Below are 16,682 nucleotides of genomic sequence, written 5' to 3'. Positions count from 1 at the left end.
TCTATCGGATTGACAACTGCACGCAGTCCTAGCCCTGAGCCACACTTGGCCTTAAGCTGCGCGGGCCATGACGGCCGTTACTGTGTGCGGAGGAGGTGCCCATGCGAATTCTATTGGTTGAAGACAACCGCGATATCCTGGCCAATCTGGCCGATTACCTGGGGCTCAAAGGCTACACCGTGGATTGCGCGCAGGACGGTTTGTCAGGCCTGCACCTGGCGGCCACCGAGCACTATGACTTGATCGTGCTCGACATCATGTTGCCCGGCATTGACGGCTATACGCTGTGCAAACGCCTGCGCGAAGACGCCCGCCGCGACACGCCGGTGATCATGCTCACCGCGCGCGATCAGCTGGATGACCGGCTGCAGGGCTTCAAGTCCGGTGCCGATGACTACCTGATCAAACCGTTCGCCCTGTCCGAACTGGCGGCGCGTATCGAAGCGGTCATGCGTCGTGCCCAGGGTGGCGGTCGACGCGCCTTGCAGGTGGGTGATCTGAGCTACGACCTCGATACCCTGGAGGTGACCCGCGAAGGTCGCCTGCTCAAGCTCAACCCGGTCGGCCTCAAGTTGCTGGCCGTGCTGATGCAGAAAAGCCCGCATGTTCTGCGCCGCGAAATTCTCGAAGAAGCCCTCTGGGGTGATGACTGCCCGGACAGCGACAGCCTGCGCAGCCACGTCCATCAACTGCGCCAGGTGATCGACAAGCCCTTCGCCAAGCCCTTGCTGCAAACCGTGCACGGTGTGGGTTATCGCTTGGCCGAGAGTCGCGATGGAGTTTAAGCAGAGCCTCGCTCAACGGATCATCATCGCCTTTGCGCTGATGAGTGCATTGGTGGCAGGCGCCTTCGCCATGGGCATTGTGGCGACCGTGCACCTGGTGGAAGAAAAGCTGATTTCAGCCGGGCTGGGTGGCGATCTTCAACGGCTCCTGCTGATGGACAGCGTCTCTGACTGGAGCCATCGCCCCGAGCCGGACCAGATGTTCTATTTCAGTGGTGGGCCGGGGGACTTCGAGTTGCCCAAGGATTTACGGCATCTGGAGCCCGGTTTCCACGAGGTCTTTCGCGAGCAGCTGTCGTATCACGCGATGGTTGAAGTGGTCGATGGCCGGCGTTACGTATTGCTGCAGGATCAAAGCGATTTCGAAGAACGTGAGCGAGTGCTGTTTGCCGTGGTGCTGGTGGGCTTCGTACTGAGCCTGGCGCTGGCAGTCTTTCTCGGTTGGGTCCTGGCGCGCAAAGTGATGGCGCCGGTGGTGCGACTCGCCCGCCAGGTGCGTCACCGCGATCAATTGCTGGGGCTGGCGCCACCCCTGGCACCGGATTATGCCGCTGACGAAGTGGGCGAGCTGGCGGTTGCCTTCGATGCCACCCTTGGGCGGCTCCGCCAGGCATTGACCCGTGAGCGATTGTTTACCAGTGACGTCAGCCACGAACTGCGCACGCCCCTGATGGTGCTGGCCAGTTCCTGTGAGCTACTGTTGGAAAACCCCGGTATCGACCAGCGTGGCCATGCCCAGGTCGAGCGAATTGCCCGCGCGTGCGCCGAGATGCGCGAACTGGTGCAAACCTTCCTGATGTTGGCCCGGGCCCAGCGAGAAGACGCGAGCATGTCGCCGCAGCAGACGTTGAGCCAGGTCGCCGACGGGCTGCTCAACCAGTGGCGCGAACCGATCGAAGCCAAGGGGCTGAGCCTGATCTTCGAACCGGGTAATCCGCTGGACACCTGTTACAACGCAACCCTCTTGCACGCCGTCATGGGCAACCTGTTGCGTAACGCGCTGCATTACACCGAGCGCGGGTTTATCCGCTTGACCCTCACGGCCACAGGTTTCACGGTCGAGGACAGCGGTGTGGGCATTCCCGAGGAAAAACGCGAGGCAATGTTCGAACCTTTCGTTCGCGGCAGTGAAAAGCGCGGCGAGGGCCTGGGACTGGGGTTGTCGCTGGTGCAGCGGATTTGCGAGAACCAGGGCTGGAGCGTCAGCTTGACCAATATGGAACCTAATGGCTGTCGTTTTCAGGTGCAATTGAGCCAAAGCTAGCGGTTGCTTGAGCAGTCGGGGCTCCGAGCCATGCTGGTCAACTTGAAAAATCTTGTAATGATTCAACATTTCCTTAACAATTTTTTCACAAAGGTATGACCTGACACCGACACTACGCTACCTAAGGTGGGCGTCATCAGAAGTTCAGGAGACCTTAATGATGGACGGCCCGATCAAACTCGATTTTTCCGAGAAGTACGACGATCAACATGCACAAAGGTATTTGCAGAAGCACCAGGATGGTCTTGGTCGTAAGCTATCCCACTGGCGTGACGTGCAGTTGGCGCGAAAGGCGCTGAAGCTGGTCGGTGAGCCAGGGCTGGTCCTCGATTTGCCGTGCGGGGCAGGGCGTTTTTGGCCAATGCTGGCGGAGAAAGCCAATCGAGCGATCATCGGGGCCGACAACTCCGAGTCAATGTTGAAGATTGCAACCCAGGCGCAACCGGCTGACGTGGTGAAACGGGTACAACCCTTGCACACTTCCGCATTCGACATTGCTTTGCCCGACAACGCTGTCGACAGCATTTTCTGCATGCGTTTGCTGCATCACATCGGTGAAGCCGAGCATCGACTGGCCATTCTGCGCGAATTTGAACGAGTCACGCGTGACAGCGTGATCCTTTCGTTGTGGGTGGACGGCAATTTCAAGGCCTGGAAACGCAAGCGCTCAGAGAAACGGCGTGGGCAGGAAGGTTACCAAAACCGGTTTGTGTTACCGGCGGCCACGGTAGAAAAAGAGTTTGAACAAGCGGGGTTCCGTATTCAGGAACGATTGGACTTTTTACCGCTCTATGCCATGTGGCGAGTTTACGTATTACGCAAGAGGTAACAGGATGGCAGTGCAATGTGCAGCAGAGACGGACGTCGCCTCTCAGGACCGCTTCGACTATTTCTGGAATCAGCGCGGTGAATGGGTAGAAGAACCTAACGTCCGTCGCGGTGGAGAAAGTGGCGTGCAGCGGGTCATGGGCAACGATGGTCAGCTGCTCTACGCCAAGCGACAGACCGGACATATCTATCGCAGCTGGTTGCACCCCTTCGGTCGTCCGACCGTGTTGCGCGAGCGTGATGCGCTCATTGGCCTGCGCGCGCTTGGGGTGGGAGTTCCGGAAATCGTTTTCTGCGGCGCACAGCGCGACCCCGTGCACAAATGGCGCGCATTGCTGGTGACCAAGTCGCTGGACGGCTTCGAGGAAATCGAACACTGGTACGCCGGCGGCGGTCGCGAGCGTCACGGCGAGGCGGTGCATGACCGAGTCTTGAAGGACCTGGCCGAAAACCTGGCCCGCATGCACAAGGGCCGTTGGCAGCACAGTTGCATTTACATCAAGCACGTATTCGTACGGGTGACCGGTGAAGGCGAGTCGGCCAAGGTCGAAATCGCCTTGATCGACCTGGAGAAATGCCGGCAGCGCTTGACCGCTTATCGCGCGGCGGCTCATGACATGAAGCAGCTGCGTCGCCACTCGTCGTTCAGCACGGCGGACTGGCGCAAACTCGTCTACTTTTATGAGACGGCGTTTGGCAGCGCTATCAAAGGTTTATAGCAATGAAACTAGAAATTGCACGAGGTGTGTTTCTGATAGGAGCCTTGGCAGTTGCTTCATTGGCGGTGGCGGCGTGGGAGCAGCCCCGCACGCAAGTTCTCAGTTCAGTGAACGGTGACGCGCACTGTCCGTTGCCACGGGTTGCCAAGGCATCTGTGGCATCTCAACCCGATCATGATTTATTGCTGTTCATGTTCGGACTTTCTCAAGGAATGAGGCCGCAGAGTTGAACAGATTGAAGCCAAAATAAAAGGCCTCGCCAATTCGAGGCCTTTTTTTGTGCCGAATTTCAAGCCGTGCATGGCCCAAGGTGGGATGGAGCCTGCTCGCGATGACGGCGGCATAGTCAACATTGAGGTGCCTGACACACCGCCATCGCGAGCAGGCTCGCTCCCAAATGGATTATGAGTGTTCTTTTGCGTCGGGTTTGGCCAGCAGGGTGTAGATGCACGGCAACACGAACAGCGTAAATAACGTCCCGATCGACATTCCGGTTGCGATCACCATGCCGATATCAAACCGGCTGACCGCGCCCGCGCCCGTGGCGATGATCAATGGCACCATGCCGAATACCATCGCCGCCGTGGTCATCAACACCGGGCGCAGCCGGATTGCAGCAGCTTCTTCCACAGCTTCGCGAGGTGTCAGGCCTTTCTCTCTGCGCAGCTGGTTGGCGAACTCGACGATCAGGATCCCGTGCTTGGTGATCAGGCCGATCAAGGTCACCAGGCCCACTTGGGTATAAATGTTCATGCTCGACCAACCCAGGAACAGTGGAATCAACGCGCCACAGATCGACAGCGGCACTGTCACCAGAATCACCAGCGGGTCACGGAAGCTCTCGAACTGGGCCGCGAGGACCAGGAAAATGATCGCCAGCGCCAGGGCGAAGGTCACCCACAGCGCGCTGCCTTCCTGGACATATTGGCGCGAGGCGCCGGCGTAATCCATGGCAAAACCGGCCGGCGCTTCTTCCAGCGTAATCTGGCGCACGACATCGATGGCTTCGCCCATGCTGACCAGCGGCACACCTGACAGGATGGCCGAGTTGAGCTGCTGGAACTGGTTCAACTGCCGTGGACGCGCCCGATCGCTGACGGTGATCAGGGTCGACAGGGCCAGCAGTTGGCCTTGGTTGTTTTTCACGTAGTAGTTGTTCAGCCAGTCCGGGTTGTCGCGGAACGGTCGTTCGACCTGAGCGATGACCTTGTAGCTACGACCCTCAATGGTGAAACGGTTGATTTCCGCCTGTCCCAGCAATGTGGCCAGTGTTCCGCCCAGGTCCTGCATGGACACGCCCATCTGCGCGGCCTTGGCGCGATCGATGTCCACGACGACTTCGGGTTTGTCGAAGGCCAGGTCGACATCGACAAAGGCGAACTTGCCGGACTCCATCGCCCGTTTTTTCACCCGGTCCATCACTTGCAGCAGCGCTTCGTAATCGTTGGCCGTGTTGATGACGAACTGAAACGGCAACCCTTCACCCGTGCCGGGCAACGAGGGCAGGTTGAAGCCGAAGACCTGCAGACCGGCAATGCCCTCCAGTTTGCGCTGGACCTCGGGCAGGATGGCCATCTGCGTGCGGTCGCGTTCATTCCACGGTTTGAGCAGGAAACCGCCAATCCCCGATTGCACGCCGTTGAATCCATTGATCTGGAACGAAGAGTAGTACTCGGGAAACTCCTTGAAGATCGTGATGAATTCGTCAGTGTAAGTGTTCAGGTAATCGAGGTTGGCCGGTTGCGGGGCGTTGGCCAGCATGAAAATGATGCCCTGATCTTCATCGGGCGCCAGTTCCGACTTGGTGAACTTGAGCAGCACCGGAATCAGGCACAGCACAATCACCGCAAACACCAGGACCACCGGCCGGGTGTTGAGGGTGCCGTGGAGCATGCTTTGGTATCGGCGCTTGAGGCCTTCAAAAATCAGGTCCAGGCGATGCGCGAGGCCGCTGGGATTTTCGTCGTGGCGCAGGAGCAAGGCACACATCATCGGCGACAGGGTCAACGCGACCACGCCGGAAATCACCACCGCACCGGCCAGCGTCAGGGCGAACTCCTTGAACAGCGCCCCCGTGAGCCCGGTCAGAAAACCGATGGGCGCATAGACTGCCGCCAGGGTGATGGTCATCGAGACCACCGGCATGGCGATTTCCCGGGCGCCTTCGATGGCCGCATCCAGCGGCTTCTTGCCTTCCTCGATGTGTCGGTGAATGTTCTCCACCACCACAATGGCATCGTCCACCACCAACCCGATCGCCAGCACCATCGCCAGCAGTGTCAGCAGGTTGATCGAGTAGCCCATCATCTGCATGAAGAACATCACGCCGATCATCGACAGCGGAATGGTGACCACCGGGATCACCACCGAACGCAGCGCCCCGAGAAACAGAAACACCACCACGATCACGATCAGCACGGCTTCGAAGAGGGTTTTCACCACTTCATCGATTGAGGCCTGGATGAACAGCGTGGCGTCGTAAGCGATTTCTCCTTTGAGGTTCGGCGGCAACTGGGCTTCCAGCTCCGGCATGATCTTGCGCACTTCCTTGATCACGTCCAGCGGGTTGGCGCCCGGCGTGGCCTTGATGCCGATGTACACCGAGGGAGTGCCACCGAACGAACTGATCGAGTCGTAGTTTTCCGCGCCCATCTCAACCCGCGCCACATCGCTGAGCAGCACCCGGCTGTCACCCTCGACCTTGAGCGGAATCGCAGCGAACGCTTCAGCGGACTTGAGTTCGGTGTTGGCATTGATGCTGGTGACGACGTACTCGCCTTTCACTTCACCGGCCGCAGAGAGGAAGTTGTACTGGCGCACCGCGTTGGTCACGTCGCTGGCGGCCAGGCCGAAACCGGCCAGCTTTACCGGGTCCAGCCACAGGCGCATGGCGAACACCTGGTTGCCGAGAATCTCGGCTTCGGCCATGCCCGGCAGAGTCGCCAGTTTTGGCTGGATGACCCGCGACAGGTAATCGGTAATCTGCGGGTTGCTCAGCTCCTTGCTGAAGAAACTGATGTACATGAGGGCCGAGGCGTCGGCGGCTTCCTTGCTCAGCACCGGGTCTTCGGCGTCCTGGGGCAGCCGGTTCTTCACCTCGTTGGCCTTGGCCAGCAGCTCGGTGAACAGGCGGTCGCTGTTGGAGCCGATGCGCGCGTAGATCGAGATCACCGAGAAGTTCTGGCGACTGACCGAGGTCATGTAGTCGATGCCCTCGGCGCTGGCCAGGCTTTGCTGCATCGGTTGGGTGATGTAGCCCTGGATGGTTTCGGCGTTGGCCCCGGGGTACGCCGTGGTCACCGTTATCAGGGCGTTTTCCATTTGCGGGTATTGGCGCAGCGGCAGCTTGCTCCAGGCCTGGAAGCCCAGCAGCACAATCAACAGGCTGACCACGGTGGCGAGCACCGGGCGGCGGATGAACGGATCGGTAAAAGCCATGAGGATTCCTTGATCAGTCAGTACGTGGCTGACTGTTCTTATCGGTCAGGGTCTTGTCGTCGCTGATGGCAATGTGTGCGCCGTTGTCCAGTTTGATCTGACCGGCCGTGACCACTTTTTCGCCGTTCTGCAAGCCTTTGGTAATCACCACGAGCCCGTCGCGACGCTCGCCGGTTTCGATGAAACGCCGTTCGGCGATCAGGATCGGCTGGCCCTTGTCGTCTTTTTCGAGGCTGCCGTCTTCGGCTTTTTTCTGCGCGACGACGTAAAGCGAGTTGCCGTACAGCGTGTACGTGATCGCGCTTTGCGGCACGACGATGCGCGGCTGCGGGTCGGGCAGCATCACCTGCAGGCTGGCGTACATGCCCGGCAGCAGTTTGCCGTCGGGGTTGGCCAGGGTTGCGCGGACCTGAACATTGCGGGTGCTGTTTTCGACTTTCGGGTTGATCGCGCTGATGGTGCCGGGGAAGGTCTGTGTCGGGTAGGCCGAGACAATGATCTGCACCGACTGGCCGACGCCGATCTTCGGCACCGACTGCTCGGGCACGAAAAAGTCGACGTAGAGGCTGCTGAGGTCTTGCAGGGTGGCGATCATGGTGCCGCTGGCGAGATAGTCACCGATGTCCACCTGACGAATACCGATGGTCCCGCTGAACGGTGCGAGCAAGCGTTTTTTGGCCAGCGCCGCCTTGAGCTGATTCACCGTGGCCCGGCTCTTTTTCAATATCGCCGAGAGCCGGTCAAATTCGCCTTTGGAAATGGCTTGGCTGCCGACCAATTGGCTGCCGCGACCGTAATCGAGCTGCGCCAGCCCCAGGTCGGCTTGAGCGGTTTCGAGCAGGGCGGTTTCTACCACGCTATCAAGCAGAAGCAGCGGTTGGCCGGCTTTGACCTTCTGGCCTGACTCGAACTGCAAATCGATGACGGTGCCGTCGGTCTCCAGGCTCAGGTCCACGCCTTGCAGCGCCTTGAGGGTGCCGACGCTTGGCAGGCGAGCTTGCCACGGACGTTCCACGGCAGTGGTCGCGGCGACACTGATCGGCGGTTTCGGCGCGGAAAAGCCTTGAATCATCGTGTAGATGGAGAAGGCTTTATAACCGGCCAGGATCAGCACGATCAGCAGAACAACACCCAACATGATCAGCATGCGGCGACGCAGCATATTTCCACTTCCTTGGAGAAAATCAGGTGAGACAGTGGGGCACATTATCTGAGTCGCAGGGTGATTCCAACTGGAAGAAATTACAGGCGAGGCCTTGGAGCGCCTGTCACTCAAGGGGACTAACGAACGATGAATAACCTGTGGCGAGGGAGCTTGCTCCCGCTGGACTGCGCAGCAGTCCCATTTTGGGGCCGCTTCGCAGCCCAGCGGGAGCAAGCTCCCTCGCCACAGGAAACGGGCTCAGATGAGGTGAAGGTGGTTATCCCAAAGCCCCGCCGGAAGCTCCAATGGTTTTGCAACCAGCGTTGTCTGACGGCAATCGTAATACCGGCAGCGGCCCTGACCCGAGGTCACGACAAACCCGTCAGCCACGGCGCCAACCCCGGCGCAATCGGGAAGCGGCGCATCCAGGCGCACTTCACCGCTGTCCAGGTCCCAGATGAAAAAGCGGTTGCCGCGCGGCGCAGTCAACGCGACCAATCGCAAGTCACTGTGGACCGCCACGCTGGCGGTGTAATGCCCCATCGCCTGCAACTGATGTTCAGGCACCGCAAACGCCACGAACGGTTGGCCCGGACGCTTGATCGCCAGCAACTCTGAGGACTCGTGGGACGGCCCCATGAATTGCTGGCCGGCGACGATGGTGCCATCGCTGGCGATCCCCAGGTGACGCACGCTGTTCATTTGCTGGGCGAGGGTTTCCTTGCTCAGCAGGGTGCCGTCGCGTTGCATCAATACCAGGCTCGGCTCCATGGCGTTGAGGTTCATCTCGACCCGGCTTTCAGCCTCGGTGCGAATGCCGCCGTTGGCCACCACCAGCGTCTCGCCGTCTGGCATCCACGACACCTGATGGGGGCCGATGCCATGGGTGGATATCTCGCCGCTGTGCACCAGCCGTTCACCTTCGAACTTATACACACCCAACAGTCCGCGACCCGGATCGGAGGTGTCATTTTCGGTGGCGTACAGCCAGTCGCCGCTCTTGTGAATCACCGCGTGCCCGTAGAAATGCCGGTTGGGCAGCGAGGCCACGGTTTGCAGCAGCGCGCCGTCGCGCAGGTCGATCAGATAGCTTTCGGTGCCCGGACGTCGTGCGACGAACAGCGCAATCGGCAGCGTCGGGTGGTTGATGATGTCGTGGCAACGCTGCCCGACCTGGGTGGCGAACACCCGGGTGCCGTCCAGCCGATAACCGACGGCGTAATGCTTGCCGTCGCTATCGTCCCGCGCCGAAAGCAGCAGCGGGCTCTTATCCTTTTGTTTGAACAGCGTCCAGCCGCCCAGTGTCACTGCTCCCAGCAGCAAACTACCTAAAGTCAGAGCCTGACGTCGCAGCATGGCATTTGCCCTCATCAGTCACCGTCGTTGGCGTTGAAGCCCAGTTGGATGCCCAGCGCCTTGGCCAGTTCGCCTTCGTGCAGGCGATGGACGACGTTGAGGCTGTCGTAGAGATCGTTGAGTTGCTGGCGGCCGGCATCGTCGTTGAGCATCTCGGTCAGCGAACGCTGGTTGCTGGCGAACAGTTTCAGGGACGCGGCGTAAGCGGCGTCGATCTTGTCGGCCAACGGTTTTTGCTCACTCGGCAACAGGCCGCGCAGGCCTTTGTTGTCGACGCCTTCCCACACGGTTTTGGCGGCGGCGAGACTGGCTTCAAGGCCGGCCAGGGACGACTGGCTGCGCCAGGCATCGGCCTGGAACGGTTGCGGCACGCCCTTGCTCTGGCGGCCCATCGGCGTACCGAGTTTTTTCTTCAAGGTGTCGAGGGCGGTGACCTGGACGCGCAGCAGGTCGGCGATGGCTTCGTGGGAGTCGGCGTAGCGCTGGTTCGGGAACTTGCTCATCTGCGCGAGCATGCCGTCGGTGTTGTTCCAGCTTTGCAGAATCTCTTCGGCCAGCAGTTTCTGACGCTCGCCAATCGCCTTCAACAGTGGGCAGTACTTGGCTTTTTGCGCGTCGTTGGCCACGTCCGGCTTGCTGTCGAACAGGATGTATTCATAGGCCGAGAGACCTTGAACCACGACGCTGGACTTGGCCAGGGTGGCGGCATCGATCTGCGGCTGCGCGGTGACCAATTGCTCGACCTGACGGCCGACCAGGTTTTTCTTGTCCGGCCAGAACTGCACCTGCCAGGCGCGATTGCCTTCGGCCAGCGGCCCGATCAGCAGCGGTTGCAGCTCGGCCCAGGCTTTCTGCGCGTGCAGGAAGTCGGCACGGGCGGTGTCGAGGTTTTCCTTGCCTTCGCAATAGGCGAGGGCGCTGACGGCCAATTGGCGGTCGGCTTCAACCCAGCGGGTGTACGTTGGCAGGATCACCGATTTGGCGATGGCGGCCGAGGTGACGGCTTGCGGGTCCTGTGGCGAGCAAGCGCCGAGGGCGAGTGCTGCGAGGCTGGTGAACAACAATTTGGGACGGAACATGTCGGGCTCCCGCTATGGAATACGTATTAAAGGGAATTCAAAAACGCCAGCAACGCAGCGCGCTGCTCGGCATTGAAAGACAAAACCTGTTGCTGGGCCGCTTTCGCTTCGCCGCCATGCCAGAGCACGGCTTCGAGCAGATTGCGCGCGCGGCCGTCATGCAAGAACTGGGTGTGGCCACTGACCGCTTGCGTCAGTCCGATGCCCCACAACGGCGGGGTGCGCCAGTCGCGGCCACTGGCCTGGAATTCGCTGCGGTTGTCGGCCAGGCCGTCGCCCATGTCGTGCAGCAGCAGATCGCTGTAAGGGCGAATCACTTGATTGGCCAGTTCAGGTTCGGCGGCGTTGGCGGCGGTGGTGTATTTCGGTGTGTGACAGGACTGGCATCCGGCCTGGAAAAACAGGTTCTTGCCGGCCAGCACTTCGGGCGCATTGACGTCGCGACGAGCCGGTACAGCCAGGTTGCGGCTGTAGAACAGCACCAGGCGCAGGATGTTATCGCTGACTTCCGGCTCGCCATTCGGGCCGTTGCCGGTCGGCGCCTGTTTGCAGGCTGTTTGCGCCTCGGTGCAGTCGTCGAAGGGGCGCAGGCTGGTGGTCAGGCCCATGTCACCGGAGAACGCGTGAACGTTCTGTTGATTGAGGTTCGGTTGCCCGGCCTTCCAGCCAAAGCGGCCGAGGACGGTCTTCTGCTGCACGTCGTCCCAGACCCGGTTCGGTCGCCCGGCGATGCCGTTTTTGTCCTTGGCCTGAGCCTCGGCGTTGGCCAGGATCGCTTCGTCGGGGATGGCTTCGAGCAAGCCCAGGCCAATCATTGGCGGGGCAACGCGTGCCGAGAAACGGGTGTCGGGGTGCATCGGGCCGTAACCCAGTTGGGTGATGTTCAGGCTGGGCTTGCGCAACTCGATTTCGGTGCCGTCCTTGAAGCGGACCGGAACGGGGGTGTAATCGACCCGCACTTTGCCCTCCGGGGTCACGCCGGGTATGGCCATGTCCTGGAACTGGCCGCCGTAGACCGGCTCCGGGACCACGCCGAGCTGCTCGATGACGTTGGCATAGGCCGGTGCATTCGGGATCGACAGGCGCACCAGCATCGATACCGCGTTCGCCGCATCGGGCGTCGGCGGATGACCGCGACCGTCCTTGATGTGACAGCCCTGACAGGCGTTGGTATTGAACAGCGGACCGAGGCCGTCCCGGGCGGTGGTGGTCGAAGGGGCGATCACCCAAGGGTTGCGGAAGAAACTGTTGCCGACGCTGAAATCCACGCGCCGTGACGGCGACAGGTTCGCGGAGGGCAGTGAGAACGCATTTTGATCGGTCTTGCGCACAGTCGCCGCGCCACCGGACCGGGCTTCACCGGGTTCGGCCTTGGTAAAACGCGGGGCGTCATCGCAGGCACTCAGGCCCAGGGCCAGAAACAGTGCGGACAAGCGAAGAAGCAGCGAGGGCATCAGACATCCTGCAAGACGAGCAAAACAAGGGCGCAAAGTCTAACAGGGCAACGGAGTTTGAATAAGAGGAATTATCGTTTGGTTGATGTGGGGCAGGTTTTCACAGGGGGCCGAGGCGCCGCCATCGCGGCAGGCTCGCTCCCACGGGTTCAGCGCAGCCCCTGTAGGAGCGAGGCTTGCCCGCGAAGGCGGTATTGAATTCAACATGGAGGGTGACTGACACGGCGCCATCGCGAGCAGGCTCGCTCCCACAGGTTCAGCGCAGCCCCTGTAGGAGCGAGGCTTGCCCGCGAAGTCGGTATTGAATTCAACATGGAGGGTGACTGACACGGCGCCTTCGCAAGCAGGCTCGCTCCCACGGGTCCAGCGCAGACCCTGTAGGAGCGAGGCTTGCCCGCGAAGGCGGTATTGAATTCAACATGGATGGTACTGACACGGCGCCATCACAAGCAGGCTCGCTCTTACAGTGGTGCGTGTCAGGCAGGCATGAAAAAGGCGACCCGAAGGTCGCCTCTTTAGTCACTCAGCCAGCGTTGATCAGAATTCGTGATCAGCGTTGTCCGGGTTCAGGTCGCTGATACCCAGTTTGCCAGCGGCGGCTTCGATCGAACCGGTCTGCTTGACCAGGGCGGCGATGGCGTCGCGCACGATCTGGTTGCCAGCGGTGTTACCGGCGGCGATCAGCTGGTCGTAGTGCTCACCCTTGTTGGCGTGATCGACGATGACCTGCATCTTGGCTTCGGTTGCAGCCAGGTCGGCTTTCAGCGCGGTGTCGGCAGCCGGGTCGGCTTTGGCCACCAGGGACGACAGGCTGGCGCCGGTCATTTTGGTGCCGTCTGCGCGGGTGTATTCGCCCAGGTACACGTTGCGGATACCCTTGGCATCGTAGAACTGCGAGTTATGGGTGTTGTCGCTGAAGCAATCGTGTTCGTCTTCAGGGGAGTTGGCTTCCAGGGAAACCTTCATGCGCTCGCCCGCCAGTTCGCCCAGGGACAGGCTGCCCATGCCGAACAGCATTTTGCGCAGGCCCGAATCAACCGGTTCCGCTTCCAGGGTGGCGCGGTAGTTGTCGGCCACGTTCGGCTTCCAGTTACCGACCATTTCTTCCAGGTCGCTGACCAGCAGCTGGGTCACGGACTTCAGGTAAGCGCGGCGACGATCGTTGTGACCGCCGGTGGCGCCTTTGCCTTCCAGGTAGTCGGAGGCTGGACGGTTGCCGGCGCCAGGGCCGGTGCCGTTCAGGTCCTGGCCCCAAAGCAGGAATTCGATGGCGTGGTAGCCGGTGGCGACGTTGGCCTCCGAACCGCCCAGTTCGTTCAGGCTGGCGAGTTTTTCCGGGGTGATGTCTTTGACGTCGATCTTGTCTTCGCCGACCTGCACCTGAGTGTTGGCGATGATGTTGGCTGTGGCGCCCGGGTTACCCAGTGCGTGCTCGTAGGATTTGTCGACGTAGTCGATCAGGCCTTCGTCCAGTGGCCAGGCGTTCACCTGACCTTCCCAGTCGTCGATGATGGTGTTGCCGAAGCGGAACACTTCGCTCTGCAGGTAAGGAACGCGGGCAGCCACCCAGGCAGCCTTGGCGGCTTTCAGGGTGTCGGCGTTCGGCTTGGCGAGGAAGGCGTCGACGGCGGTTTGCAGGGTTTTCGCGGTGGATTCGGCATCGCTGTAAACGGCGTAGACGATGTCGGCGTAGTGCGCGACAACGGCTTTGGCGGCGGCTTCGTCGACTTTGCTGGTAGCGGCCGGGGCGGCAGCTGGAGCCGCAGCGGTGCTGGCGGCCGGCGTCGGCGTAGCGGCGTTCTTGTCTTTGCCTTCGCCACAACCGGCGAGGGAAATAGCGATGGCCAACAGACTGGCGGTAGCCAGAGGCATACGAATCATGGCGAACATCCTGCTTCGAGAGGGGGGTATGGCGCAGCGGGTGCGCAAAACTGCGACATAATGCAAATCTTTCGCATTATCTGTAAAGGGTTGTAGCTGGAAATATTTCTTATTCGTACAAGCGTTGTGTCGTGGATCAAAAAACATCGCAGCCCCGTTTCACTCGACAGCGGCTACAAGCACACGGACCCGTAGTAGCTGTTGAGTGGAACAAGGCTGCGATTGTTTGATCTCTACAAAATGGCTGCGTTACTGCGCTGCGCCTGTTTCAGGTAGGCGCTCAATTCCCGTGCCGGCAGCGGTTTGCTGTAGTGGTAGCCCTGACCTTCGTGGCAGCCTTCGGAGATGATGTAGGCCTCTTGCTCGGCGGTTTCCACGCCTTCGGCAATCACCTGCATGCCCAGGCTCTTGCCCAGCTGGATGATCGCCCGAACGATGGTGGCATCGTCGTCGTCATCGAGCAGGTCCTGCACGAAGCTCTTGTCGATCTTGATCTTGTCCAGCGGCAGGCTTTTCAGGTAGCTCAAGGACGAATAACCCGTGCCGAAATCGTCGATCGCAATCAATGCGCCGGAGCGGCGCAGGCTCAACAGATGCTGGGCGGCGGTGCTGATGTCTTCCATCAGGCCGGTTTCGGTGACTTCCAGCTCCAGGCTGCGAGGGGGAAGGCGGTACATCTGCAGCAGGTTGTTGACCACTCGCGGCAATTCGGCGTGGTGCAGTTGCACGGTCGACAGGTTCACCGCCATGCGCAGATCCGGGAAACCCTGATCGTGCCATTCGCGCAATTGCTTGCAGGCTTGATCCAGTACCCATTCGCCGATGGCGATGATGGTGCCGTTCTGCTCGGCGAGCGGGATGAACAGGTCCGGCGGCACCAGACCGTGTTCGGGATGCTGCCAGCGAATCAGTGCCTCGACACCCACCACCCGGTGATCGCGGTAGCTGATCTGCGGTTGATAGACGAGGTAGAACTGGTCCCGCCGCAGGGCGTCGCGCAGGTCTTTTTCCAGTTCCCGACGGCGACGCATCTCGGTGTCGACGCTGGCGATGTAGAACTGATAACGGTTGCGCGAGCGGGTTTTCGCCAGCGTCATGGTCTGCTCGGCTTTTTGCAGCAGTTTCTCGGTGCTGTCGCCGTCCTCGGGAAACAGAGTGATGCCGATGGTCGCGCGCAGGCGGATTTCCTGATGATCGAGGGCAAACGCTGCTTCCAGATCATCGAGAATGCTTTGCGCCAGTTCGGCGGCTTCGTAAGGTTGTTCGATATCGGCCTGGACCAGGGCGAACTGGTCACCACCGAGACGAGCGAGGGCGCCGAGGCGACCGCTGTGAGCGCGCAGACGATCGGCCAGGGCCAGCAGCAATTGGTCGCCGGTCTGATAGCTGAACTGTTCGTTGATGCCTTTGAAGTCGTCCAGGCCCACCACCAGCACCGCAACCCGGCGTTGCAACTTGCCGGCGTCAACCAGGATCTTGTCCAGTTGTTGCTGCAATTGCTGACGGTTCGGCAGACCGGTTAGGAAGTCGTACTGGGCCATGCGCAGCAGGCTGTTTTCCGCTTCGTGGCGCAGGTGGGTGTTGCGTTCGATGGATTCGAGCAACTGGTTGGCGGTGTTGATCCAGATCCCCAGTTCGTTCTTTTCGTGACCCTTGAGCAGTGGGATCTTGTGTTCGCTGGGGCGGTCCGGATTGATTTCGGTCAGGTGTTCGATGATGCGCGACAGAGGTTTGGTCAGCAGCCAGTGGTAGACCAGGTACAACACCAGGCCCATGGCGAGGGCGCGCAATACGCCGGAAATGAAGATGATCACCGAGTTGACGATGAAACCCTGCCCGTAGGTGGCGGTGTCGAGGGTGATGCTCAGATCGCCGTAATACTCGCTGTAGGGGCCGCGGCCGACCAGTTGGGTGGTGAAGGTGCGTTCCTTGCCAAGAATGAGATCGGTCAGCCAGCGGCTGTTTGAATGGTGCAGCTCACGAGATTTTTGCGCGAGCATGGCTTCGTTGGGATGGCCGATGGAGGCCTGGCGCACGGCTTCGTCCTGGAACAGGCCTTCGATGACCTGCATGCCCATTTCCCGATCCAGGCTGTAGACGGCCTGGGTGGAGGGGTCGCGGAACATGTCGAGGATGCGTTGTGCATCGTTGGCCACGGCCTGGCGTGTTTTATAGGCATCGAAAACGATCTGCGCGCAGCTCAAGACTACGCCGACGATCAATGCCGACAGGAGCACGACCCGGAGCAACTTCACCGACAAGCTGTTCTTGAGTTCCAGCTTCAAAGGGTTATTCCTTGTTCCGTGCGGGTAGCATCAAGTTGCCATGAGTATTGGCAATCCCGTGATGGCAGTCAAAGGGACATTCAATCTCATGGTTTTTTGCCTGCAGCTTGGCAGAAATGCTGTTGTTTTGAGTATTTGCCCTATTAGTACTGTGTCGGTAGTTGGGTCCTTCAACTTGAGGGGGATTGGGACTATTTTTCCTTTTGTTGATGTTAGCCTGCTGTGGCGGGGGGGCAAGGGGCTGAATGCTGGTTTCATTGTCGGAGATTGGCTTGGGTTCTGCGGGTGTCCGCATTTCAACTGTGGGGGTGAGGCTGCTCGCGATGGCGGCCTTCGGGCCGACCATGTTGTGGTTGACCGGGTACATATCCGTTTCTGCGGTAACGGCGGCTGGCGGTTTCGCCCTTACGGCGAGTCCCTTTTGTCAAACGCCACAAAAGGAACCAAAA

At 60.2% G+C, this 16,682-nt stretch carries 13 protein-coding genes; 6 read left to right on the top strand and 7 right to left on the bottom strand.

What is annotated here, in order from left to right:
* The first annotated feature begins 101 nt into the window (after window positions 1-101).
* The 5 genes from colR to AC1ROI_RS27995 all read left to right on the top strand — a co-directional run bounded on the left by colR (window position 102) and on the right by AC1ROI_RS27995 (window position 3,826).
* Window positions 102-785, top strand: a complete 684-nt coding sequence (gene colR, locus AC1ROI_RS28015) for a two-component system response regulator ColR (RefSeq protein WP_010457636.1) — start codon at window positions 102-104, stop codon at window positions 783-785.
* A complete protein-coding gene (locus AC1ROI_RS28010; protein WP_102594587.1) occupies window positions 775-2,049 on the top strand; it encodes a sensor histidine kinase in 1,275 nt (424 codons plus the stop codon). Before colR ends, AC1ROI_RS28010 begins: the two co-directional genes overlap by 11 nt.
* A gap of 160 nt (window positions 2,050-2,209) precedes the next feature.
* Window positions 2,210-2,878 (top strand): class I SAM-dependent methyltransferase, encoded by a 669-nt coding sequence (locus AC1ROI_RS28005; protein ID WP_077749907.1) that lies wholly within the window; start codon window positions 2,210-2,212, stop codon window positions 2,876-2,878.
* 4 nt (window positions 2,879-2,882) lie between these two features.
* Window positions 2,883-3,596 (top strand): lipopolysaccharide kinase InaA family protein, encoded by a 714-nt coding sequence (locus tag AC1ROI_RS28000; RefSeq protein ID WP_077749883.1) that lies wholly within the window; start codon window positions 2,883-2,885, stop codon window positions 3,594-3,596.
* A gap of 2 nt (window positions 3,597-3,598) precedes the next feature.
* Window positions 3,599-3,826 (top strand): hypothetical protein, encoded by a 228-nt coding sequence (locus AC1ROI_RS27995; RefSeq protein WP_077749882.1) that lies wholly within the window; start codon window positions 3,599-3,601, stop codon window positions 3,824-3,826.
* A gap of 172 nt (window positions 3,827-3,998) precedes the next feature.
* On the opposite strand, the gene AC1ROI_RS27990 is transcribed toward AC1ROI_RS27995, so the two are convergent.
* From AC1ROI_RS27990 to AC1ROI_RS27960, 7 genes are all read right to left on the bottom strand, one after another.
* A complete protein-coding gene (locus AC1ROI_RS27990) occupies window positions 3,999-7,034 on the bottom strand; it encodes a multidrug efflux RND transporter permease subunit (RefSeq protein ID WP_010457628.1) in 3,036 nt (1,011 codons plus the stop codon).
* Window positions 7,035-7,047: 13 nt separating this feature from the next.
* The gene (locus AC1ROI_RS27985; RefSeq protein WP_102594588.1) at window positions 7,048-8,196 is read right to left on the bottom strand and encodes an efflux RND transporter periplasmic adaptor subunit; all 1,149 of its coding nucleotides are present in this window, start codon (window positions 8,194-8,196) and stop codon (window positions 7,048-7,050) included.
* Between the two features lie 240 nt (window positions 8,197-8,436).
* Window positions 8,437-9,534, bottom strand: a complete 1,098-nt coding sequence (locus AC1ROI_RS27980) for a DUF1513 domain-containing protein (RefSeq protein WP_102594589.1) — start codon at window positions 9,532-9,534, stop codon at window positions 8,437-8,439.
* A gap of 14 nt (window positions 9,535-9,548) precedes the next feature.
* Window positions 9,549-10,613: an imelysin family protein gene (locus AC1ROI_RS27975; protein ID WP_102594590.1), complete on the bottom strand. Its 1,065-nt coding sequence runs from the start codon at window positions 10,611-10,613 to the stop codon at window positions 9,549-9,551.
* A gap of 26 nt (window positions 10,614-10,639) precedes the next feature.
* The gene (locus tag AC1ROI_RS27970; protein ID WP_102594591.1) at window positions 10,640-12,067 is read right to left on the bottom strand and encodes a di-heme oxidoreductase family protein; all 1,428 of its coding nucleotides are present in this window, start codon (window positions 12,065-12,067) and stop codon (window positions 10,640-10,642) included.
* Window positions 12,068-12,604: 537 nt separating this feature from the next.
* Window positions 12,605-13,948, bottom strand: a complete 1,344-nt coding sequence (locus tag AC1ROI_RS27965; RefSeq protein WP_010457619.1) for an imelysin family protein — start codon at window positions 13,946-13,948, stop codon at window positions 12,605-12,607.
* A 233-nt stretch (window positions 13,949-14,181) separates the two neighbouring features.
* A complete protein-coding gene (locus AC1ROI_RS27960) occupies window positions 14,182-16,233 on the bottom strand; it encodes a putative bifunctional diguanylate cyclase/phosphodiesterase (RefSeq protein ID WP_010457618.1) in 2,052 nt (683 codons plus the stop codon).
* Between the two features lie 40 nt (window positions 16,234-16,273).
* On the opposite strand from AC1ROI_RS27960, the gene AC1ROI_RS27955 reads away from it, so the two are divergent.
* Window positions 16,274-16,682 (top strand): hypothetical protein (locus AC1ROI_RS27955; RefSeq protein ID WP_218274058.1); only part of this gene is annotated, 409 nt, incomplete at its 3' end.

It is taken from the genome of Pseudomonas sp. GW823-FHT02C02, from assembly GCF_058797635.1.
This window is presented reverse-complemented; position numbering and strand designations above follow the sequence as displayed.